The sequence below is a fragment of the Tistrella arctica genome (assembly GCF_039630945.1).
Classification (GTDB): Bacteria; Pseudomonadota; Alphaproteobacteria; order Tistrellales; family Tistrellaceae; genus Tistrella; species Tistrella bauzanensis.
The window spans coordinates 723,122-744,086 of the sequence record NZ_JBBKTV010000001.1 but is presented as its reverse complement, the minus strand read 5'-3'; the positions used below and the strand labels follow the sequence as shown (position 1 = coordinate 744,086).

Genomic DNA, 20,965 nt, shown 5'->3' with positions numbered 1-20,965 from the left:
CTGAGCGGTTCTCTGAGGATGTGCCGGCCCGCGGGGATGCGGTTATCGCCAGCATCACGCGGGCTGTTTAGCACTCCTCAGGTAAGAGTGCTAGCAATTCGTTCAAGGACGGCCGGCCGAAAAAAACACCGGCCGGCCGAAAAAAATCATGTGTCGGAAGCCGGCGCGGAAAGATGGGGCCAGCGGGCCTGAAAGCGGGAGATGTCCTGGGGTTTCAGGCGGACCGAGACATGGGCTGCCGCCTCGTCATCCGCGCGTGCCGCCACGTCGCCATGGGCATAGAGCCAGGCCAGCGCCTGGCCATCGCTGTGCGGTACGTCGAAATCGGCCAGTTCGTCGCCGACCGCCAGCCTTGCATCGATGGCGCGCAGCAGCCCGTCGAGCCCCTCGCCGGTCATCGACGATCCCGCGACCGCATCGTCGGCACGCGCCGCTTCGTTCAGAACCTGATCGCGCGCATCGCCATCGAGCAGGTCGAGCTTGTTGCGGAATTCCAGAACATCATGCGGCAGGCGATGTCCCAGGCCCAACTCACCCAGCACCTGAAGCACGTCGCGGCGCTGGGCCGCGGTGTCGGGGTCCGCGATGTCGCGGACATGGATGATCAGCGCCGCTTCCTTCACCTCCTCCAGCGTCGCGCGGAAGGCGGCGATCAGGCCGGTCGGGAGTTCGGACACGAAGCCCACCGTGTCGGACAGGATGATCCTGCGGCCGGAGGGCAGTTCGAGGGCCCGCATGGTCGGGTCCAGGGTCGCGAACAGCATGTCCTTGGCGACCACCGCCGCACCGGTCACCCGGTTGAACAGGGTCGACTTGCCGGCATTGGTATAACCGACCAGCGCCACCACCGGATAGGGCACCTCACGACGGTTCTTGCGGTGCAGTTCGCGGGTGCGGACGACCTCGGTCAGTTGAAGCTTCAGCTTCGCGACCTTATCATCGATGATCCGACGGTCGGTTTCGATCTGGCTTTCACCAGGACCGGCCAGGAAGCCGCGGCCACCGCGCTGACGTTCAAGATGGGTCCAGCTACGCACCAGACGGCTGCGCTGATAGCCGAGTCGCGCCAGCTCCACCTGAAGCCGCCCTTCCCGGGTCCGCGCCCGGTCGGCGAAGATTTCCAGGATCAGCCAGATCCGGTCGATAACTTTGACATTCCAGGCTTTTTCAAGATTGCGCTGCTGGATCGGTGTCAGCGGCCGGTTGATCACCACCAGATCGACCGGGGCGGCCTCAAGCTGCGCCTTGATCTCGTCGACCTTACCGGAGCCGAACAAGGTGGCCGGGCGCGCCCGCGCCACCGGCACCACGACCCCTTCGGCGACCTCAAGTCCAAGCGCCGTGGTCAGGGCCATGCCCTCGTCCAGTCGCGCACGCATGCCACGGATCGCGTCGGGATCGTCATCCACCAGAGTCGCAGCCGGCGCCGGACCACGGCTGCGGCGTTGTTGCTTGATGTCCGGTTGGAGCACCAGTGCCCGGGCCGGTCCATCGCCCATGCCGTCATCACCGGTTCTCAATTTGATCTGATCGTCGGACAAGCCGCTCCTTCATGCGCAAGGCGCAAGGCGTGATCGCGACAAAATGTCGCTCAAGGTCGATGTCATCTGGGGGCGATGCCATCAGGAAAGGCCGCCAGCGATACCGCGGCGGCCCTGGTCTGTCGGCCCCAGTCTGTTGGATATGGTCGACCGGCCGGAGGGCGCCACCGCCGCCAGCAACGGTGGCGCGGTCTGCGGCCGGGTCAGTGGTCCCCGTGCTCCTTGTCACGTTCGCCCTGGGCCTGGGGGTCGAACAACTGCACCGGTACAGTCGGCATCACGGTAGAGATCGCATGCTTATAGACGAGCTGACTGTGCCCGTCCCTCCGCAAAAGCACGGAGAAGTTGTCGAACCAGGTCACAACACCCTGAAGCTTGACACCATTGACCAGGAAGACGGTCACGGGAGTCTTGTTCTTCCGGATGTAATTCAGAAACACATCCTGGAGATTCTGGTTCTTCTCAGACGCCATGGAGGCACCCCTTCTTGTTATCATGCGGCGAGTTTGATCTATCTCCCGGCCGCCGCGGCCGCTTTCTGGGCCTTAGCCGGGATCTTTGTCGAGCCGGTGCCGGACGTCCCCCGTCCAGTTACCGCGTGCCATCACACGCCGGCCCGGGCCTTGCCATATCGGACCGACCGATCAGGTAAGACCCATCGCCGAAGTTACAAGGTCATGCAGGTGGCGGCAATCGACAACCCTGAGCGATGCGCGGGCAAGCGCCCCGTCATCGAGGCTCGCGCCATCATGAACCAGCAGAATGGCGGTGCAGCCGGCGGCCATGGCACAGTCCATATCCACCAGCGCATCGCCCACGAACCACACATCCGGCCCGGCCGCGACCGCCATCGGCGCCAGGGCCATGGCAACCGGTGCCGCATCGGGCTTGTCCCGCGCGGCATCGCCCGCCCCCACCAGCGCGCTGAAGCGGCTGGTCCAGCCCAGATGCCCGGCTTCCGCACGCAGGAACGGCCCCTGCTTGTTGCTGACCACGCCGACCGGCACCCCGGCCCGTGCCAGCAGGTCGAGCAGATCGGCGGCACCGTCCATGGCGGTCAGCAGATCCAGATGGCGCGCGGCATAGGCCGATTTGAAATACAAGGCCGCTTCCTGCCAGCGATCGCCGAACAGCTCGGGAAAGGTGTCGCGCATCGACCGTCGGATACGCAGCCGGCCCTCTTCCGGCGTCAGCACCGGTGGCTGACCAAAGGCGATCATCACGTCGTTATAGGCCGCTAGAATCGCGCCCCAGGCGTCGACCAGGGTGTGATCCCAGTCGAACAGCACGGCAGCCGGCCGCGGCAGCCGGGCGAAGGCCGTGGCGTCGTCGATCGCGGTCATGCGCGATGCTCCTGATGTCGGTTCATGGCATTGGGGGCTTGGGTCCGGGCGGCCCGGCCGGGCTCAGAAGAATTCCAACCGCACCGAGAACAGCTTCTCCACCTTGCGGATGCTGTCGGCCAGGGCGAACAGCACGATGCGGTCGCGCACCTTGATGATGGTGTCGCCATCCGGCGCCATCACCTTGCCGTCGCGAACCACGGCACCGATGATCACGCCCGGGGGCAGCGCGGTATCGCGCAGCGGCCGGCCGACCAGCGGCGAGGTCTCCAGCGCATCCGCCTCAATGATTTCGCCGCCGCCATCATGCAGGCTGTAGACCGCATGAATGCGGCCGCGCCGGACATGCTGCAGGATGCGTGAGACGGTGACCGCCCGCGGATTGATCACCACATCCACACCCAGCGAACTGATCAGCGGCGGATAGGTCGGGTTGTTGACCAGCGCCATCGCCCGCTTGCAGCCCAGCCGCTTGGCCAGAAGCGCCGACAGGATGTTGGACTCATCGTCATTGGTAACAGTGACGATGGTTTCGGCATGGCTGATATTGGCGTCACCCAGCAGGTCGGGATCCAGCCCGCTGCCCGACAGCACCAGCGAATGGCTCAGCCGGTCGGCGATACGCTCGGCGCGGTGGCGATCGGCCTCGATCAGCTTGATGTTCAGCCGTGGCTGCAGCTTCTCCAGTTGCACGGTCAGGAACAGGCCGATATTGCCGCCACCGACCACGACGATCCGCCGGGCCTCGCGCTCCTCGAAGCCGAAGATCGCCATCGCCCGCGGCACGTGCTCGCGGTCGGCGACGAAATAGATCTGGTCGCCGGGCAGGATCTGGTCACGCGGGGTCGGCACCATCATCCGGTCGCCACGGATGATGGCGACGATACGCAAGGTCAGGTCGGGAAACAGCTCGGTCAACTGCGCCAGCGGCGTGTTGACCACCGGACAGGCCGCATCGGCCTTCAGGCTGACCAGATAGACCCGGTCGCCGGCAAACGGGATGACGTCGGTCGCGCCCGGCACCTTCAGCCGCCGGCCGATGGCGCGCGCGACCTCCAGCTCCGGCGAGATGATCACGTCGATCGGCAGGTTCTCGCGGCTGAACAGGTCGGCCCACATCGGCTGCAGATAGCCCTGATGGCGCACGCGCGCGATCTTGGTCGGCACGTTGAACAGGGCATGGGCCACCTGACAGGCGACCATGTTCACCTCGTCCGACGCGGTCACCGCGATCAGCATGTCGGCATCGGCGGCGCCGGCCTGTTCCAGCACGTCCGGATGCGAGGCATAGCCGATCAGCCCCTTGATATCCAGACTCTCCGACAGTTTCCGGATCAGGTCTTCCGACTGGTCGATGACCGTGATGTCATTGTCTTCACGGGCGAGCGACCGGGCGATGTTATAGCCCACCTGGCCGGCACCGCAGATGATGACCTTCATGTACGCCTGCCTTCCGGGGGCCCTAACCTGTGATCAGAACAGGGGCTTACGACGAGGTGTTGATGCCGAGGCTCTTGAGCTTGCGATGCAGGGCCGAACGTTCCATGCCGACGAAGCTTGCCGTGCGCGACACGTTGCCGTTGAACCGCGCCACCTGTGCCTTCAGATAGTTGCGCTCGAACACCTCGCGCGCATCGCGCAGCGGCAGGCCCATGATCTCGCCATCTTCCGACGGGTTGACCAGTGCCGGCGCCCCTGCCCCCAGTTCCGGCGGCAGCATCTCGGCCCGGATCTCGGCCTGAACATCCCCCGGTGCCATGATCAGCAGCCATTCGATGACATTGCGCAACTGCCGGACATTGCCCGGCCATTCGCCTGCCTGAAGCACGGCCAGCGCATCGGCGCCCAGGCTGCGCGCCGGCAGACCCGACAGCCCGGCCGCCCGCACCATGAAATGGCGCGCCAGATCCGGAATGTCGTCACGGCGTTCCTTCAGGCTGGGCACACGCAACGGCACCACGTTCAGGCGATAGAACAGATCCTCGCGGAACCGCCCTGCCTGGATCTCGGTGCCGAGGTCGCGGTTGGTCGCCGCCACCACACGCACATCCACCTCGATCGGCCGTTCGCCGCCAAGACGGGTGAAACGCTGTTCGTGCAGCGCCCGCACCACCTTGCCCTGAGTTTCGAGCGGCAGGTCCGACACTTCGTCCAGGAACAAGGTGCCCGAATGGGCCTGCTCGAACAGGCCCAGCTTGCGCGGCGTCTCCGGGCCCAGCGCGCCGGGTTCGGCGCCGAACAGCTCGGCCTCGACCCGGTCGGGGGTCATGATCGCGCAGTTCAGCACCACGAACGGTGCCTCCGCACGCTTCGACTGCATGTGTACGCGCCGCGCCGCCACTTCCTTGCCGGCACCGGCGGGGCCGGTGACCAGCACGCGGCTGTTGGTCGGCGCCACCCGCTCGATCGTGTGGCGCAGTTGCCTGATGGCCGCCGATCCGCCGATCAGTTCGGCATCGATACCGGCGCGCTTCTTCAGGTCGGCGATCTCGCGGCGCAGCTTCGCCTGTTCGATCGCATTGCGGACCACCAGCAGCAGCCGGTCCGATTTGAACGGCTTCTCGATGAAATCATAGGCACCTTCGCGGATCGCTGTCACCGCGGTCTCGATGGTGCCGTGGCCGCTGAACATCACCACCGGCAGGCCGGGATGCTCACGCACAATCTCGGCCAGAATCCCCATGCCGTCGAGCCGGCTGCCGTCGAGCCAGATGTCGAGCAGCACCATATCGGGGAGACGGGCGGCAACTTCCCCCAGCGCCTCGTCGCTGTTGCGCGCGGTGCGGGCGGTATAGCCCTCATCACGGAGCAGTTCGGCGACGAGGTGCCGGATGTCGTCCTCGTCATCGACGATCAGAATGTCCGATGGCATCGCGTCAGGGCCTTGTAGAACCAGGTTCGCTGATAGGACCGTCTTGGCTTGGCGGGGTCGGCCGGATTTCAGGGGTAACCGCACCGGCGACGGAGACCGGGGCAGCCAGAGGCAGTTCAAGCGTGGCGACGGCGCCGAGAATGCGTCCGTCGCTGTCCCGCCTGTCGTCGATCGACACGCGGCCGCCGTGATCTTCCATGATCTTGCGCACGATGGCGAGGCCCAAACCCGTTCCCTTGGCCTTCGTTGTGACATAGGGCTCGGTCAGCCTGCCCTTCAAGCTCTCGGGCAGACCACGCCCGGCATCGGCGACGGTGATCTGTGCCAGCCGGTCTAGGGCCTCGATGGCGACGACGATGCGCCGCCGCTCCGGAGGCAGGTCACGCGCCGGAACACCTTCGGTTTCGGCAATGGTATCAACGGCCTGTCCGGCATTCACCAGAAGATTGGTGAGGGCCTGCCCCAGCAGCCGGCTGTCTGCCCGCACCAGGACAGGCACGTCTGGGCGGGTGAATTCGAATCCCAGTTCGGGGCGGCCGAGGCGTTGAGTGATCACTGCTTCACGCACCAGCGGCCCCAGATCGACATCGGCCATCACCGGCTGAGGCATACGGGCGAAGGACGAGAACTCGTTCACCATGCGGCCGATATCGCCGACCTGACGGATGATGGTATCGGTGCAGGCGACGAATGTATCGGGATCGGAGGTGATCTCTTTCAGGTAGCGGCGTTTCAGCCGTTCGGCCGAAAGCTGAATGGGGGTCAGCGGGTTCTTGATCTCATGAGCGATGCGGCGCGCCACATCCGACCATGCCGCGGTACGCTGCGCCACCATCAGATCGGTGATGTCGTCGAATGTGATCACCACCCCCACCGGGGCCGCCGGTCCGCTATCGCGGGTCGAGATGATGTCGGCGGCCAGACGCACCATGAGATTACGATGGCGGCCGCCGGGGTCGGCTTCGATCTGCGCCTGAACCACCCGGTCGGGGCGGTCGACCAGGCGCGCCAGCAGCGGTTCCAGCGCCGGCAGCAGGTCCACCATCGGCCGGTCGACCGCCTGATCGAAATCGAGGCCCAGCAGCGACAGCGCCGACCGGTTGGCCAGATTGACCCGGTGATCGGCATCCAGGCCGATGACCCCCGCCGACACCCCTTCCAGCACCTTCTCGGTGAATCGCCGCCGGGTGTCGATCTGACGGTTAGCGGCCAGCAGAGCCTCACGCTGGGCGGCCAATTGTCGGGTCATGCGGTTGAACGCACGAGCCAGGATGCCAACCTCGTCATCCTCGCGCCCTTCGGGCACCTGGGCGCGCAGATCGCCGCTGCGCACGCGCTCGGCGGCACCGACCAGCTGGCTCATCGGCCGGGCGATCGAACGGGCGACCAGAAAGCCGATCCACACCGCCGCCAGCAGCAGAACCAGCGCGATCAGCACGAACAGCCCGGTGAAGGTCAGTTGAATGCCGGATCTGCGGCTTTCGGCCTCGTCATACTGGCTGACCGCGCGGTTGACCTGCTCCATGTGGTCGAGCACGGCACTGTCGACGAAGCGGCCGACATACAGGAAGACATCGCCCAGGCTCTGCACCTGGATCAGCGCCCGCACCCGGTCGTCCTGGCGATCGGTCAGCAGCACCACATCGCCGCGCCGCGCCTGATCCAGCAGCGGTTGGGGCACGGTGGCGAATTCCAGGCTGAAGCTCAGTTCGCTGCGGGCCAGGATGCGGCCATCGCCGCGAAACACCATGGCCTCCGGCAGATTGCGCAGCGCCGCCTGGATTTCCAGTAGCCGTTGCAACCGGCCCGACGCATCGAAGGTGGTCAGGGCCTCGCGATCGATATCGGCCGCCATGGCAATGACATCGGCGCGGATCGTGCGCTGATGTTCAAGCAGATAGGCGCGCGCCACGGCATTGGACTGGTTCAGCGCGGTGCGCACCCGTTCGTTGAACCAGGTCTGGATGCCGAAATCGAAGAACAGCGCCGAGAACACCATCACCACGATCGCCGGCAGCGCGGCCACCAGGGCGAACAGCGTCACCAGCCGCAATTGCAGCCGTGATCCCGCCGATCGCCGCCGGCGTTGCAACCACAGCCGGATCAGCCCATGGGCCAGCACCCCCACCAGCAGCAGCAGCAACGCCAGATCGACATTCAGCAGAATGAATACCGTGCTGGCATCGGCACGGGCCTCGCTGCCCCAGTTGCCGCCGAAGAACGACAGCCCGGTCAATGCCAGATAGGTCGCGACGCCCGATGCCAGCGCCGCGACCAGCAGCGCGATGGTGAAGATCCGCCCCGGTCGGATACGGGCGAACAGCACTGTCATCCGTCGGCCGAAACTGCCGGCGATACGACCGGCATAGCGTTCGCGACGTGCGTCATCGGCCTTGCTGCGCATGGTCGATGACGGCGGCGATACCGGACGTGCGGCGCCGTCCGGTCGTTGATCCTCCGGACCTGTCTGGTGCGGTTCTGGCCGGTCGGTATCGCTCATCGGCCCGACGGACCACCACCGATACGGGTTGGCTCGCCCCCGCGGGTCACCTCGATCGCCAGATCGCGGATCTTCTTGCGCAGCGTGTTGCGGTTCAGGCCCAGCACCTGCGCCGCCTTGATCTGATTGCCGCGGGTGGCGACCAGGGTGCGTTCGATCAGCGGCCGCTCCACCTCGCGCAGGATGCGGTCATACAGCCCCGCGGGTGGCAGACCGTCGTCATGGGCATCGAAATACTCCGCCAGATGGAAATCGATCGCCTCGCCCAGGCTGCCGCCCCGGCGGCGATCGTCGTCGGCCGGCAGCGGCTCGGCGAATTCGCCTTCGATATCGGGGCGATAGATCACGTCTTCCGCCGACAGCGCCGCCAGACGCCGCATCAGGTTTTCCAGCTCGCGGACATTACCCGGCCAGTGATAGGCGCTCAAAACCTCGACCGCATCGGCGGACAAGCTCTTCAACGGCAGTCCCTGGTCGCAGGCCAGCTTCAGGAAATGGCGGGCGAGGTCGGCGATATCCTCGCGCCGCTCCCGCAACGGCGGCAGACGCACCGGCACCACGTTCAGGCGATAGAACAGATCCTCGCGGAACAGCCCCTGCTGGATCAACTGGCGCAGATCGCGATGGGTGGCGGCGATGATCCGGACATCTGCCCGGATCGGCGTGCGGCCGCCGACGGTGGTGAACTCGCCTTCCTGCAGCACGCGCAGCAGCCGGGTCTGGGCATCCAGCGGCATGTCGCCGATCTCGTCCAGGAACAGCGTACCGCCCTGGGCCTGTTCGAAGCGGCCGGTCTTGCGTTGAGCGGCACCGGTGAAGGCGCCCTTCTCGTGACCGAACATCTCACTCTCGATCAGGTCACGCGGGATCGCCGCCATGTTGATGGCGACGAAGGGTCCACCCCGGCGCTTGCCATAGTCGTGCAGCGCCCGCGCCACCAGTTCCTTGCCGGTACCGCTTTCGCCGGTGATCATCACCGTCAGGTCGGTGCCCATGATCCGGGCCATGACCCGATAGACTTCCTGCATCGACGGCGATCGGCCGACCAGCGGCATTTCCTCATCGGCCTGCGGCTGGCTGCGCGGGTCCAGCGCCGGCGGCGGCGCGTCGCCACGCCGGGTGTTCAGCGCCCGCTGCACGATCCGCAGAAGTTCGTTCAGATCGAATGGCTTGGGCAGATATTCGAACGCGCCGCGTTCAGTGGCCTTCACGGCGGTCAGCAGGGTCTTCTGCGCGGTCATCACGATGACCGGCAGGTTGGGGCGCAGGCGTTTGATGCGCGGCAGCAGGTCCAGCGCGTTCTCGTCGGGCATCACCACATCGGTGATGACCAGATCGCCGTCGCCGTCTTCCACCATCCGCCACAAGGATGCGGCGGTGCCGGTGGTGCGGACCGTATGGCCGGCACGGCTCAGCGCCTGATGCAGAACGGTGCAGATGCTGCGGTCGTCATCGGCGACCAGGATGGTTGCGGGCTCCATCGCGTCTGCGTTCCTTCAGGCCTTGGAGTTGTACATGGGCAGCATCACCTTGAACACGGTGCGCCGGGGGCGGCTGTCGACCTCGATCACCCCGCCATGATCGTTGACCGCCTTGGCGACCAGCGACAGGCCAAGGCCGGTGCCCGAGGGCTTTGTCGTCACGAACGGATCGAACAGGTTGGCGCGGATGTCTTCGGGCACGCCCTGGCCATTGTCCTGCACCGTCACCACCAGCGGCAGGTCCAGCCGCTCGCGGGTGCCGGGCACCTGAACCCGCAGACCATGCTGGAAGGCGGTCGTCATGGTGATCTCGCCACCCTCCTCCGGCACGGCTTCGGCGGCGTTCTTCACCAGGTTCAGAAAGATCTGCACCAGCATGTCGTGGTGGCCGAACACCGGCGGCAGGGACGGGTCGTAATGCTCGATGAACCGGACATGGCTGGCGAAGCCGTTCTGCGCCAGCCGGCGGACATGTTCCAGAACCACATGGATGTTCACCGGCTCGCGCTCGATCGGCCGGCCGTCAGAGAACTGTTCCATGCGGCCGATCAGGTTCACGATCCGGTCGGCTTCCTTGCAGATGAGCTGGGTCAGCATCCGGTCGCCTTCCGGAACATTGTATTCCAGCAGCTGTGCGGCGCCCCGGATACCCGATAGCGGGTTCTTGATCTCATGGGCCAGCGCCATGGCCATGCCGGTGATCGAGCGCGCGGCGCCGCGATGGGTCAACTGGCGGTCGATCTTATGGGCCATGGAGCGTTCGATCAGCGACAGCAGCACCGCCGGGCCGGCCGTGCTGGCGTCGACGATCGGCGCCACCTGCACATCGACCAGCCGGCTGCCGGTGCGCGGCCCGTCGATCACGATGTCATATTCATGCAGGCCCGATACGCCTTCCGCCAGACCCTTGCGGATCAGTTCCATCAGCGGGCTGTCATAGCGGATGAACTCGGTCAGCGCCGATCCGATCAGCACCGAGATGCCGGTGCCGAAAAATTGCTCGGCTGCGGGATTGCCATAAAGGATACGGTCGTCACTCGCCACCACCAGAACCGGATGGGGCAAGGCGTCGAGGATGGCATCGCCGGGAACCGGCGATTTCGATGGCCGGCGTTTCCGGCCGAAACTGGTCAGAGCCATGGTCTGGGCCAGACCTTTCCACATGCGCTGGCGGGGGGGTGCGGACAGGCCGTCGGCCTCTCCGGCTGGCGTGGACAGGCCCTCCTCCACCGATCCGTCCTGGCCATTGCGGTCACGGGCGGTCTCCATGGGCGCGGCGGCCATGGCGGCGGGGTCGGGGGGTGGTGCATCATCTGCGGGTGTGGCGGCCCGACGGCGCTCGGTCATGCGGCCGCTCCAAACATGTGGGCGAGATCGGCCGGTCCGACCGGTCCGTCGGCCAATGCCGCCAGCCGGTCGCGCACGGCGCCGGCATCATCGGTTCGGACCAGGGCATCGCGCACAACCCGCCCGGCACCGGCCGATGACGCATAGGCGTCGAGATGCTTGCGGATCACCCGCCGCCCCTTCTGTTCCCCATAATGCGTCAGCGCCAGGTCGAAATGATCGCGGGCCAGGGCCCAGATGCCGGCCGTATCGGGCACCACCGCGTCGTCATCCATGCCGCTGAGCCCGGCCATGATCTGCGCCGGCAACCAGGGCCGGCCCATGGTCGCGCGGGCCACCATCACGCCATCGGCGCCGGTCTGCATCAGCAGCCGCCGGGCATCGGCGGTGCAGGTCACGTCGCCATTGGCGATCAACGGTATCCGGACACGCCGGCGCACGGCGGCGATGCCGGCCGGATCGGCGGCGCCGCGATAGAGCTGGGCGCGCGTGCGGCCATGCACGGTGATCAGCCGCGCGCCGGCCTGTTCAAGCCGTGCAGCCAGGTCCGGGGCGGTCAGGCTGCCCTCGTCCCACCCCAGGCGCATCTTCACCGTCACCGGCACGGGGCCGGCCGCATCGATCACCGCGCGCAGAATGGCTTCGGCAAGCGCCGGCTCGCGCATCAGCGCGGCGCCACAGGCGCCGCTGGTGACCTTCTTGGCGGGGCAGCCCATATTGATATCCACGATCGCGGCGCCCGCCTCCACAGCCCGCGCCGCCGCTTCCGCCATCACGGCCGGGTCGCGACCGGCCAACTGAATGGCGATGGGCCCCGGCTCGCCGTCGAGGTCGATCATGCCCAGCGTGCGGGCGCGGCCTTCCACCAGCGTGCCGCCGGCGATCATCTCGGATGCCATCATCGATGCGCCGAACCGGCGCACCATTGCCCGGAAGGGCCGGTCGGTCACGCCCGCCATCGGCGCCAGAAGCACGGGTGCCGGCGTCGGCGGTCGTGCATCGGCGGCCGGAAACAGCAGCGCGGCGATGGGATTTCCGAGGAAAGCGAACCGGTCGGTCATCGGGTTCCTGATCATGGGGTGGGCAGTTGCCCTGCCCAGGTGCATAAAGTTTAGGCGAAGTGTATTGAGCCGGCCCCCGCCGCGCAAGCGTCGCGCGCGCTCTGGCCGCACAGCCCCGTAAGCGGGCAGGCTGTCGAGGGCTGGATGTGGCACCACGGGGCCGCGCCTGCCGATCACTGAAGGCGCGCTTGCATGACCGGTCCTGTCCCGGTATCGAAGGACGCGGGCCTGCCCGCCGCCGCGCGCCCTGCCCGCCATCCGAGGAGACCCGCCGATGACCGCCACCCTGTCCGATGCCACTTCGGCCAATGCAGACCCGGCCGATCCGGCATCGGCCGTGCGGCCCCGGGTGGCGGCGCTGATCGTGGCGGCCGGTCGCGGCCGGCGCTTCGGCACCACGGTTCCCAAACAGTATCAGGCGCTGGATGGTCAGGCGGTGTTGTGTCACCCGATGCGGGCCTTTCTGAACCATCCCCGCATCGATCGGGTCCAGGTGGTGATCGGCGCCGATGATCAGGTGCTGTACGATCTGGCCACGGATGGCCTGGCCCCGCGGTCGGGCAAGCTCGCGCCGGCGGTGATCGGCGGCGCCGAGCGCCAGGCATCGGTTCGGCTGGGCCTGGAGGCGCTGGCGGCGGCGGGCGGCATCGATCTGGTGCTGGTGCATGACGCGGCACGGCCCTTCGTGCCGGCGGCGATGATAGATCGGGTGATCGATGCGCTGGGCGATGCTCCGGCGGCACTGCCGGCATTGCCGGTGACCGACACGCTGAAGCGCGCCATCGATGCGGCGGCGGATGGCGCGGCTCTGGTTGCCGGCACCATGGCCCGCGACGGGTTGTGGCGGGCACAGACGCCTCAGGGCGCGCGGCTGGATCTGCTGCTGGCGGCGCATCACGCGGTCGCGGGGCGGGCATTGACGGATGATGCCGCGGTGATGGAAGCCGCAGGTCATGCCGTCCGGCTGGTTACCGGCAGCGAGACTGCCTTCAAGATCACCACCGCCGACGATTTCGACCGGGCGCGGCAGATGCTGGCGGCCAGTGGCGGTCGCCCGGCTGCAACGCTGCTGCCGGCTACCGGCACCGGCTTCGACGTACACGGCTTCGGGCCGGGGAACCATGTCTGGCTGTGCGGGGTTGCCGTGCCGCACAGCCACGGCCTGAACGGTCATTCCGATGCGGATGTGGCGCTGCATGCCCTGACCGATGCGGTGCTGGGGGCGATCGCCGCCGACGATATCGGCCGGCATTTCCCGCCCAGCGATCCGCGCTGGAAAGGGGCATCGTCGGACCGGTTTCTGGTCCATGCGCTGGCCCTGATGGGGGCGATGGGTGGACGGCTGGTGCATTGCGATGTCACCATCATTGGCGAACGGCCGAAGATCGGCCCGCATCGCGCGGCGATGCGGGCGCGTCTGGCCGACCTGACCGGCCTGCCGCCGACACGCATCGGCGTGAAGGCGACGACCACCGAAAAGCTGGGCTTCACCGGCCGCGGCGAAGGGCTGGCCGCCATGGCCACCGCCACCGTGCTGCTACCGGAAGCCGGCACTGGAGCCATTATCTGGGAGCGGACGCCATGAGCCCCCGCCGGCATCGCGAGCATCTGCCCCGACATCATCCGGCCGAGTTGATCGCAACCGTCCTGGGCAGCGGCAACGCCCGCCGCGCACCGGGAACGGTGGGATCGGTCGCAGCCCTCTTCCTTGGCATTCCCGTCGCCTGGGCGGGGGGCGCCGAAGCCTTGCTGCTGGGGGCGCTGGTGGCTATCCTGGCCGGCTGGTGGGCGATCCGCATGGTCACGGCCCATGACGGCATCCATGATCCCGGCCGCGTGGTCATCGACGAACTGGCCGGCTTGTGGATTACCCTGGCAGCCCTGGCCCCGCTTGGCCGGCTGGGCGACTGGCTGTGGTGGGTTCTGGCCTTCATCGCCTTCCGCACCTTCGATATCGCCAAGCCCTTTCCCGTGGGCTGGGCCGATCGCCATGTCCGGGGCGCGCTCGGCGTGATTCTCGACGACCTGATCGCCGGGGTCTATGCAGCGATCGTGCTGGGGCTGATCGCCACCGGCCTGGATGCCGCGGGCCTGTCGCCGCTTGTACACACGCCCTGATCATCATATCCGTGATCGCCGCCCCTCATCCCCGCCCTCATCCCCACCGGCCGGAGGCCCCGCACCCCCATGACCTTCGATGACCTGATCGAGACCGCCGGCATCGTGCTGGATCGCGCCCGCGCGCAAGGCCTGCGCATCGCCACGGTCGAAAGCTGCACCGGCGGGCTGATCGCCGGCGCGCTCACCGCCGTTGCCGGATCGTCCGACGTGGTCGACCGCGGATTCGTGACCTATTCGAACGACGCCAAAACCGCCATGGTCGGCGTGCCGGCGGCGCTGATCGCATCGGAGGGTGCCGTCAGCCGCCCGGTCGCCGAGGCCATGGCCACCGGCGGTATCGCCAATTCCCTGGCCGATCTGGCGGTATCGGTCACCGGCATTGCCGGACCCGGCGGCGCCACCGCCACCAAACCGGTGGGGCTGGTGCATTTCGCCTGCGCCCGACGCAACGGCACGGTCGTGCATCGCCGCCATGTTTTCGCCGGCGACCGTCAGGCCGTGCGCCTGCAGAGTGTCGCCGCAGCACTCGACCTGCTGCTCGACGCGCTCGCCGACTGACTGAACCGGCCGGCCGGTTCAGCCCCTGCCGGTTCAGTCCATGTGCGGCACAGGGTCCATCGGCGGCACGGGGTCCATTGGCGGCACGGGGCGGATCGCCCTCAGCTTGTCGGGATTGCGCATGGTCAGAATGGCGCCAACCCGCCCCTGCCCGTCCGGCACCAGCGCCGTCACCGACATGGTGCCGTCGGTCAGGTGCTGCACAAACCCCGGATGGCCGTTGACCGATGCCAGCCGCAGCGCCATGGTCGGGTTCTTGCGATGGATCGACAGCAGGAAACGGACCACCTTGTCGATGCCGCGGATCGGGTTCAGGGCCGCCGCGGCCTTGCCGCCGCCATCGCTTTCCAGCACCACATCGGCCGCGAACAGACGCCGCAGGGCGGCATCGTCGCCGGCGGCCACGGCGTCCAACACGGCTTCAGCCAGTCGTCGTGCCGCATCGGGGTCGGCAGCCGGGCTGCCGGGGGTGCGGTCGAGCAAGGGGTCGGCCAGTGCCGGCAGCTCTGCCCGGGCCGCCGCCAGCCGGCGGTGCGCCCGCGACAGGCGCTGGCGCAGCGAGGCGTCACGGATGCCGAGTGCTGTAGCGGCCTCCGCCGGGCTCAACTCCGCCACCTCGACCAGCAGCAGGGCAGCCCGTTCCGATGGCGGCAGCCGCTCCATCAACCGCAGCAGTGCCAGCGACAGGGTTTGCGTCGCCTCGACCCGTCCAGTCTCGGGCGTGGTGATGTCCGACACCAGCGGCTCGGGCAGCCATGGGCCGGGATAGCCGGTGCGGGCCCGCTTCAGATGCCGCAGCCGGTCCAGCGCCAGCCGGGTGGCAACGCTCAGCAGAAAGGCCCGGGGCTCACGCGGCCGCCCATCTTCCGGGCCCTCGCCGGCCCGCTGCCAGCGCAGCCAGGCGTCCTGCATCACGTCATCGGCATCGGCGGCACTGCCGGTCAGCCGATAAGCCTGGGCCCAGGCCGCCGGAGCATGGGCCAGGAAGACATCGGTCGGCTGTCCCTCGGTCGTCGGGATAGAGGCACCGAAGCGTGACGCCAGGGCGGGCGGTGCTGCGTCGGGGGCCATGGCTCAGGGCTCGGCCGCGCGCGGTGCCTGACCGCGCTGCAGACCGGGGCGGCCGTAGAGATCGGCGGCGCGGGCCTCGAAAGCGCGGACCATGCGTCGGGTCGCCTCGCCGAACAAGGCACCCATCACATTGTCGAGCAGGCGGGAACGGAACTTGAAATCGACCTCGAAGTCGATCAGGCAGCCTTCCGGGTGCGGTTCGAACGTCCACCGGTTGCGCAGATGGTCGAACGGCCCGGTCACGTCGGTGACCAGCACCTCATGCGGGCGCAGAAGCTCGACCTTCGAGGTGAAACGCTCGCGAATCATCTTGAAGCCGATCACCAGATCGGCCTCCATGCGTTCCCGCGCCCGGCCATCGGTGTCGACGAAGCTTTCCCGCGTGCGAATGCGCGAGGCAATGCACCAGGGCAGGAATTCGGGGTAACGATCGACGGCTGCAACAAGGTCGAAAAGCTGGTCGGGCGCGTAGGGCAATACGCGCTTTTCGCTGAAGGACGGCATCGTCGAACGCAATCTCCGCGGTCAGGCCGGCGGCGACATGCCGCCGGGCTGGTGTTCCCGGCCATGGCGCTGCATGACCGGGACTGCAGTCTCTATACGATTTCAGCGGGTCCGGCTGCAAGCTGTGCCTCGCGGGCCGCCTTCAGCCGGGCGAAATCCTTGTCGGCATGGTGCGACGAACGGGTCAGCGGGCTCGATGACATCAGCAGGAAGCCCTTGGCCCGGCCCATGGTGGCATAGGCGCTGAATTCCTCAGGCGTCACGAAGCGGTCGACCGCCAGATGTTTCGGTGTCGGCTGAAGATACTGGCCGATGGTCATGAAGTCGACATCGGCCGCGCGCAGGTCGTTCATCACCTGATGCACCTCGACCTTGCTCTCGCCCAGACCCACCATGATGCCGGATTTGGTGAAGATCGTCGGGTTGATCTCCTTGACCTGCGACAGGATTTTCAGCGAATGGAAATAGCGCGCGCCGGGCCGCACCTCGCCATACAGCCGCGGCACGGTTTCCAGATTGTGATTGAACACATCCGGATGCGCTTCGGCGACGGCCTGGACCGCGCCCTTCTTGCGCTGAAAATCGGGGGTCAGCACCTCGATCGTGGTCGTGGGCGAGGCATCGCGGATGCGGCGGATCACCTCGACGAACTGGCTGGCGCCGCCATCGTCCAGATCGTCGCGGTCGACCGAGGTCACCACCACATGGGCCAGCGCCATCTCGGCCACGGCTTCCGCCAGATGCGCCGGCTCCTGCGGGTCGACGCCGCGCGGCATGCCGGTCGCGATGTTGCAGAACCGGCAGGCGCGGGTGCAGATATCGCCCAGAATCATCACCGTGGCGTGTTTCTGGGTCCAGCATTCGCCGATATTCGGGCAGGCGGCCTCTTCGCACACCGTGAACAGGTTCAGGCGCCGCATGCGCTGGCGCATCTCGGCCACCTGCGGCGAGGTCGGCGCCTTCACGCGGATCCAGTCGGGCTTGCGCTGGCGGAGAGCTGGCGCCGCGGCGGTGCCGTCTGCGCCGATCACGGCGGAAGACTTCGCGGCGGATGGTGCCGTCTCGACGGGATGGATGATCACGGCCACGATTGAACGGTCCCCGGCCTGATGGGTTTGTGTCACGGCGCCGGACGGCCGGTGGCCGGCGGCGGCGTGGCAGGATATCGACGCGGAAAGCCGGGGCAGCCCCCGACGCTGCGGGTGCCGCCCCGGCCACCGGTCTCATGGCTTAGAAATGGATCGCGCGCCCGAATGCGTCAAGCACCGACTCATGCATCATCTCCGACAGGGTGGGATGCGGGAAGATCGCGTGTATCAGATCCAGTTCCGTGCCTTCCATCGACTTTGCGACCACATAGCCCTGGATCAGCTCGGTCACCTCGGCGCCGATCATATGGGCGCCAAGCAGTTCACCGGTCGCGGCGTCGAAGATGGTCTTCACCATGCCCTCGGGCTCGCCCATCGCCAGCGCCTTGCCGTTGCCACGATAGGGGAAGCGGCCGACCTTGATCTCGCGGCCGGTCTCCTTGGCCTTGGCTTCGGTCAACCCCACCGAGGCCACCTGCGGCGTGGCATAGGTGCAGCCTGGAATGTTCTCGCGGGTCATCGGATGGACGTTCTCGCCCCCGGCCAGCGCCTCGACGCAGATCACGCCTTCATGCGACGCCTTATGGGCCAGCCACGGCGCGCCGGCGACGTCGCCGATCGCATAAATGCCGGGCTCGGCGGTCTCAAGATATGGCCCCACCTTGATCTGGCCGCGATCGACCTCGACCTTCGTGGTCTCAAGCCCCAGATCATCGGTGTTGCCGACGATGCCGATCGCCACGATCACCCGGTCGACCTTCAGGGTCTGGGCCTTGCCCTTCGCGTCTTCAAGCCGGGCCGAGACACCATCCCGGCCCTTGTCCAGACCCTTGACCTGGGTGCCGGTCAGGATCTTGATACCCTGCTTTTCAAACGCCTTGCGGGCCATGGCGGAGATTTCCTCATCCTCCACCGGCAGGATGCGGTCCAGCAATTCGACCACGGTCACCTCGACGCCAAGCGCGCGATAGAAGCTCGCGAACTCGATGCCGATCGCGCCCGACCCCACCACCAGCAGCGATTTCGGCAGGCTTTCCGGCACCATCGCCTCGCGATAGGTCCAGATCCGCTCGCCATCGGGCTCCAGCCCCTTCACGATCCGCGGACGCGCGCCGGTCGCCAGAATGATGTGATCGGCGGTGATCGACCGCTTGCCCTTGGCGCCGTCGACCTCGACCTTGCCCGGACCCTTCAGCCGGCCACGGCCATCGATGACCTCGACCTTGTTCTTCTTCAGCAGATGCGCGACGCCCTGTGACAGGGTCTTCGCGACATCGCGGCTGCGCTTGACGATCGCCGCCAGATCGAAGCTCGGCTTCTCCACCGAGATGCCGAAATCCCTGGCGTGGTTGATCAGCGTCCAGACCTCGCTGGCGCGCAGCAACGCCTTGGTCGGAATGCAGCCCCAGTTCAGGCAGATGCCGCCCAGGTGCTTTTCCTCGATCACCACCGTGCGCAGGCCGAGCTGTCCGGCGCGGATCGCCGCGACATAGCCACCGGGGCCGCCACCGATGATCGCGACGTCGTAATCGTCGCCGCTCTTGCCGCTGCCGGCCGGCTTCGCCGCCGCCTTGGGCGCAGGCTTCGGCCCGACCTTGGCAGCGGGTTTCGCCTCGGCCTTCGGGGCAGGCCTGGGTTCCGGCTTCGCGACCGGTTTGGGCTCGGGCTTGGGGGCGTCGCCACCTGAGAGTGCCGCGGCGGCGGCCTTCGGGTCTTCACCCTCTTCCGCCAGCACGGCGATCAGGCTGTTGACCGCCACACCCTCGGTGCCATCCGGCACCAGGATCCTGGCCATAACGCCCTCATCGGCCGACTCGACCTCCATGGTGGCCTTGTCGGTCTCGATCTCGGCGATCACCTGGCCGCTTTCGACCATGTCGCCTTCCTTGACCATCCAGCGGGCCAGCGTGCCTTCGGTCATGGTCGGCGACAGCGCCGGCATCAGAACCTTGATCGGCATGGGATTGGGTCTCCCGTCCGTCTTGCGTGTTTCAGAGATGATCGCGAGATTGCCTGAAGTGCCGCTCAGAGCAGCATCGACAGCGGATCCTCGATCAGCTTCTTGAAGGCGGCCAGGAACTGGGCGCCGACCGCGCCGTCGACCACCCGATGGTCGCAGGACAAGGTCGCGGTCATCACGGTCGCCACGGCCAGCGCGCCATCCTTCACCACCGGCCGCTGTTCGGCGGCACCGACGGCCAGAATCGCCGATTGCGGCGGATTGATGATCGCCGAGAATTCCTTGATGCCGTACATGCCAAGGTTCGACACCGAGAAGGTGCCGCCCTGATATTCCTCGGGCTTCAGCTTGCCGGCGCGGGCGCGCTCGGCAAGATCGCGCATTTCCGACGAAATGGTGGCCAGGCCCTTGGTGTCGGCCTTCTTGATGATCGGCGTGATCAGCCCGCCATCGATCGCCACCGCCACCGAGACGTCGACATCGTGGAAGCGCAGGATCGCCTCGTCGGTCCAGGCGGCATTGGCGGCCGGCACCTTGCGCAGCGACAATGCGCTGGCGCGAACCACGAAATCATTGACGCTGACCTTCACGCCGCCGCGCTCGTTCAGCTCCTTGCGCACACCCATCAGCCGGTCGATCACGCAATCGACGGTCAGGTAGAAATGCGGCACGGTCTGTTTGGCGTCGAGCAGGCGGCGGGCGATGGTCTTGCGCATGCCGTTATTGGCCTCGGCGGTATGCGCCATGCCCAGCTTGTCGACCAGATCACGGGTCTGGGCCGATGCCGCGGCCGAAATCGCCGCGACGCTGTAGCCGCCACCGCCGGCGGCCAGTGCCGCTGCCGCCTTCGCGGGTGCGGCGGTCGGCGCCGCCTCTGCCGCCGGGGCCGCTTCGGCCGCGGCCGGGGCACCACCGTCAGCCAGGGCCGACTCGATATCCGCCTTCACGATCCGGCCATGGGGGCCGGTGCCGGCAAGGCCGGCCAGATCCAGCCCGGCCTGCGATGCCATGCGGCGGGCAAGCGGGCTCGCCTTGATCCGGTCGCCGTCATCGGAGCCGGCAGCGGCGGCCCGCGCCTCCCTGGCAGGAGCAGGGGCCGGCTTCGCCTCGGCATGATCGTCGGCATCGCCCTTGGCGGCGACATCGTCCTCGGCGGGTGCCTCCGCGGCCGGAGCCGGGGCGGCGGCGTCGCCACCAGCCAGGGCCGCGACCGCATCGTCGCTGTCACCCTCTTCCTTCAGCACCGCGATCACCGTATTCACGGAAACGGCCTCGGTACCGGCCGGCACCATGATTTTCGCCAGCACGCCTTCCTCGACCGCCTCGACCTCCATGGTCGCCTTGTCGGTCTCGATTTCGGCGATGGCCTGTCCGCTCTCGATCGTATCGCCCTCATTGACCAGCCATTTGGCAAGCGTGCCTTCGGTCATGGTCGGCGACAGGGCCGGCATCAGGATGGTCTGAGCCATGTTCGGTCCTCTCCTGCCCGTGGGCGGCCGTGGTGCCGCCGCCTCAGGG

The 20,965-nt window shown here is 67.3% G+C and carries 17 protein-coding genes and 1 pseudogene; 3 read left to right on the top strand and 15 right to left on the bottom strand.

Annotation, left to right across the window (positions count from 1 at the left end):
- Positions 1-146: 146 nt before the first annotated feature.
- The 9 genes from hflX to dusB all read right to left on the bottom strand — a co-directional run bounded on the left by hflX (position 147) and on the right by dusB (position 12,145).
- Positions 147-1,499, bottom strand: a complete 1,353-nt coding sequence (gene hflX, locus WG924_RS03430; protein WP_345931607.1) for a GTPase HflX — start codon at positions 1,497-1,499, stop codon at positions 147-149.
- Between the two features lie 245 nt (positions 1,500-1,744).
- Positions 1,745-2,014, bottom strand: coding sequence for an RNA chaperone Hfq (hfq, locus tag WG924_RS03425; RefSeq protein WP_188577350.1), 270 nt, complete (start codon positions 2,012-2,014; stop codon positions 1,745-1,747).
- 171 nt (positions 2,015-2,185) lie between these two features.
- On the bottom strand, positions 2,186-2,884 hold the full coding sequence (locus WG924_RS03420) for an HAD family hydrolase (protein ID WP_345931606.1): 699 nt from the start codon (positions 2,882-2,884) through the stop codon (positions 2,186-2,188).
- A 63-nt stretch (positions 2,885-2,947) separates the two neighbouring features.
- Positions 2,948-4,324 (bottom strand): Trk system potassium transporter TrkA, encoded by a 1,377-nt coding sequence (gene trkA, locus WG924_RS03415; protein WP_188577354.1) that lies wholly within the window; start codon positions 4,322-4,324, stop codon positions 2,948-2,950.
- Positions 4,325-4,370: 46 nt separating this feature from the next.
- On the bottom strand, positions 4,371-5,756 hold the full coding sequence (gene ntrX / locus WG924_RS03410; protein WP_345931605.1) for a nitrogen assimilation response regulator NtrX: 1,386 nt from the start codon (positions 5,754-5,756) through the stop codon (positions 4,371-4,373).
- 4 nt (positions 5,757-5,760) lie between these two features.
- The gene (locus tag WG924_RS03405; protein WP_345931604.1) at positions 5,761-8,160 is read right to left on the bottom strand and encodes a sensor histidine kinase NtrY-like; all 2,400 of its coding nucleotides are present in this window, start codon (positions 8,158-8,160) and stop codon (positions 5,761-5,763) included.
- A gap of 92 nt (positions 8,161-8,252) precedes the next feature.
- Positions 8,253-9,737: a nitrogen regulation protein NR(I) gene (gene ntrC / locus WG924_RS03400; protein WP_345931603.1), complete on the bottom strand. Its 1,485-nt coding sequence runs from the start codon at positions 9,735-9,737 to the stop codon at positions 8,253-8,255.
- Positions 9,738-9,752: 15 nt separating this feature from the next.
- Positions 9,753-11,084: a two-component system sensor histidine kinase NtrB gene (locus tag WG924_RS03395; RefSeq protein WP_372045122.1), complete on the bottom strand. Its 1,332-nt coding sequence runs from the start codon at positions 11,082-11,084 to the stop codon at positions 9,753-9,755.
- Entirely contained in the window at positions 11,081-12,145 is a 1,065-nt protein-coding gene (gene dusB / locus WG924_RS03390) for a tRNA dihydrouridine synthase DusB (protein ID WP_345931602.1), read from the bottom strand. The genes WG924_RS03395 and dusB overlap by 4 nt, the downstream gene beginning before the upstream one ends.
- Before the next feature lie 274 nt (positions 12,146-12,419).
- On the opposite strand from dusB, the gene WG924_RS03385 reads away from it, so the two are divergent.
- The 3 genes from WG924_RS03385 (at position 12,420) to WG924_RS03375 (ending at position 14,824) form a co-directional block, all read left to right on the top strand.
- Positions 12,420-13,730 carry a bifunctional 2-C-methyl-D-erythritol 4-phosphate cytidylyltransferase/2-C-methyl-D-erythritol 2,4-cyclodiphosphate synthase gene (locus WG924_RS03385; RefSeq protein ID WP_345931601.1) on the top strand — a complete coding sequence of 437 codons (1,311 nt, stop codon included), beginning with the start codon at positions 12,420-12,422 and terminating at the stop codon, positions 13,728-13,730.
- Complete coding sequence (locus WG924_RS03380) at positions 13,727-14,263, top strand: phosphatidylglycerophosphatase A family protein (RefSeq protein ID WP_345931600.1); 537 nt, start codon at positions 13,727-13,729, stop codon at positions 14,261-14,263. The genes WG924_RS03385 and WG924_RS03380 overlap by 4 nt, the downstream gene beginning before the upstream one ends.
- A 69-nt stretch (positions 14,264-14,332) precedes the next feature.
- Positions 14,333-14,824: a CinA family protein gene (locus tag WG924_RS03375; RefSeq protein WP_345931599.1), complete on the top strand. Its 492-nt coding sequence runs from the start codon at positions 14,333-14,335 to the stop codon at positions 14,822-14,824.
- A gap of 33 nt (positions 14,825-14,857) precedes the next feature.
- Here WG924_RS03375 and WG924_RS03370 read toward each other — a convergent pair whose 3' ends face one another.
- The 6 genes and pseudogenes from WG924_RS03370 to WG924_RS03345 all read right to left on the bottom strand — a co-directional run bounded on the left by WG924_RS03370 (position 14,858) and on the right by WG924_RS03345 (position 20,916).
- Entirely contained in the window at positions 14,858-15,895 is a 1,038-nt protein-coding gene (locus WG924_RS03370; protein WP_345931598.1) for a sigma-70 family RNA polymerase sigma factor, read from the bottom strand.
- Positions 15,896-15,898: 3 nt separating this feature from the next.
- Positions 15,899-16,399 carry a type II toxin-antitoxin system RatA family toxin gene (locus WG924_RS03365; protein ID WP_188577374.1) on the bottom strand — a complete coding sequence of 167 codons (501 nt, stop codon included), beginning with the start codon at positions 16,397-16,399 and terminating at the stop codon, positions 15,899-15,901.
- Positions 16,400-16,491: 92 nt separating this feature from the next.
- A complete protein-coding gene (gene lipA, locus WG924_RS03360; protein ID WP_345931749.1) occupies positions 16,492-17,430 on the bottom strand; it encodes a lipoyl synthase in 939 nt (312 codons plus the stop codon).
- A 199-nt stretch (positions 17,431-17,629) separates the two neighbouring features.
- Entirely contained in the window at positions 17,630-19,003 is a 1,374-nt protein-coding gene (gene lpdA / locus WG924_RS03355; protein WP_345931748.1) for a dihydrolipoyl dehydrogenase, read from the bottom strand.
- Positions 19,004-19,228: 225 nt separating this feature from the next.
- Positions 19,229-19,429 (bottom strand): annotated as a pseudogene (locus tag WG924_RS03350) (biotin/lipoyl-containing protein); the annotation flags it as partial.
- Positions 19,430-19,512: 83 nt separating this feature from the next.
- The gene (locus WG924_RS03345; RefSeq protein WP_345931597.1) at positions 19,513-20,916 is read right to left on the bottom strand and encodes a pyruvate dehydrogenase complex dihydrolipoamide acetyltransferase; all 1,404 of its coding nucleotides are present in this window, start codon (positions 20,914-20,916) and stop codon (positions 19,513-19,515) included.
- Positions 20,917-20,965 lie beyond the last annotated feature (49 nt).

Excerpts from the sequence above, each read along its gene's own strand:
- hflX (WP_345931607.1), bottom strand. The coding sequence starts at position 1,499 with ATGGGCGATGGACCGGCCCGGGCACTGGTGCTCCAACCGGACATCAAG.
- hfq (WP_188577350.1), bottom strand. The coding sequence starts at position 2,014 with ATGGCGTCTGAGAAGAACCAGAATCTCCAGGATGTGTTTCTGAATTAC.
- WG924_RS03420 (WP_345931606.1), bottom strand. The coding sequence starts at position 2,884 with ATGACCGCGATCGACGACGCCACGGCCTTCGCCCGGCTGCCGCGGCCG.
- trkA (WP_188577354.1), bottom strand. The coding sequence starts at position 4,324 with ATGAAGGTCATCATCTGCGGTGCCGGCCAGGTGGGCTATAACATCGCC.
- ntrX (WP_345931605.1), bottom strand. The coding sequence starts at position 5,756 with ATGCCATCGGACATTCTGATCGTCGATGACGAGGACGACATCCGGCAC.
- WG924_RS03405 (WP_345931604.1), bottom strand. The coding sequence starts at position 8,160 with ATGCGCAGCAAGGCCGATGACGCACGTCGCGAACGCTATGCCGGTCGT.
- ntrC (WP_345931603.1), bottom strand. The coding sequence starts at position 9,737 with ATGGAGCCCGCAACCATCCTGGTCGCCGATGACGACCGCAGCATCTGC.
- WG924_RS03395 (WP_372045122.1), bottom strand. The coding sequence starts at position 11,084 with ATGACCGAGCGCCGTCGGGCCGCCACACCCGCAGATGATGCACCACCC.
- dusB (WP_345931602.1), bottom strand. The coding sequence starts at position 12,145 with ATGACCGACCGGTTCGCTTTCCTCGGAAATCCCATCGCCGCGCTGCTG.
- WG924_RS03385 (WP_345931601.1), top strand. The coding sequence starts at position 12,420 with ATGACCGCCACCCTGTCCGATGCCACTTCGGCCAATGCAGACCCGGCC.
- WG924_RS03380 (WP_345931600.1), top strand. The coding sequence starts at position 13,727 with ATGAGCCCCCGCCGGCATCGCGAGCATCTGCCCCGACATCATCCGGCC.
- WG924_RS03375 (WP_345931599.1), top strand. The coding sequence starts at position 14,333 with ATGACCTTCGATGACCTGATCGAGACCGCCGGCATCGTGCTGGATCGC.
- WG924_RS03370 (WP_345931598.1), bottom strand. The coding sequence starts at position 15,895 with ATGGCCCCCGACGCAGCACCGCCCGCCCTGGCGTCACGCTTCGGTGCC.
- WG924_RS03365 (WP_188577374.1), bottom strand. The coding sequence starts at position 16,399 with ATGCCGTCCTTCAGCGAAAAGCGCGTATTGCCCTACGCGCCCGACCAG.
- WG924_RS03345 (WP_345931597.1), bottom strand. The coding sequence starts at position 20,916 with ATGGCTCAGACCATCCTGATGCCGGCCCTGTCGCCGACCATGACCGAA.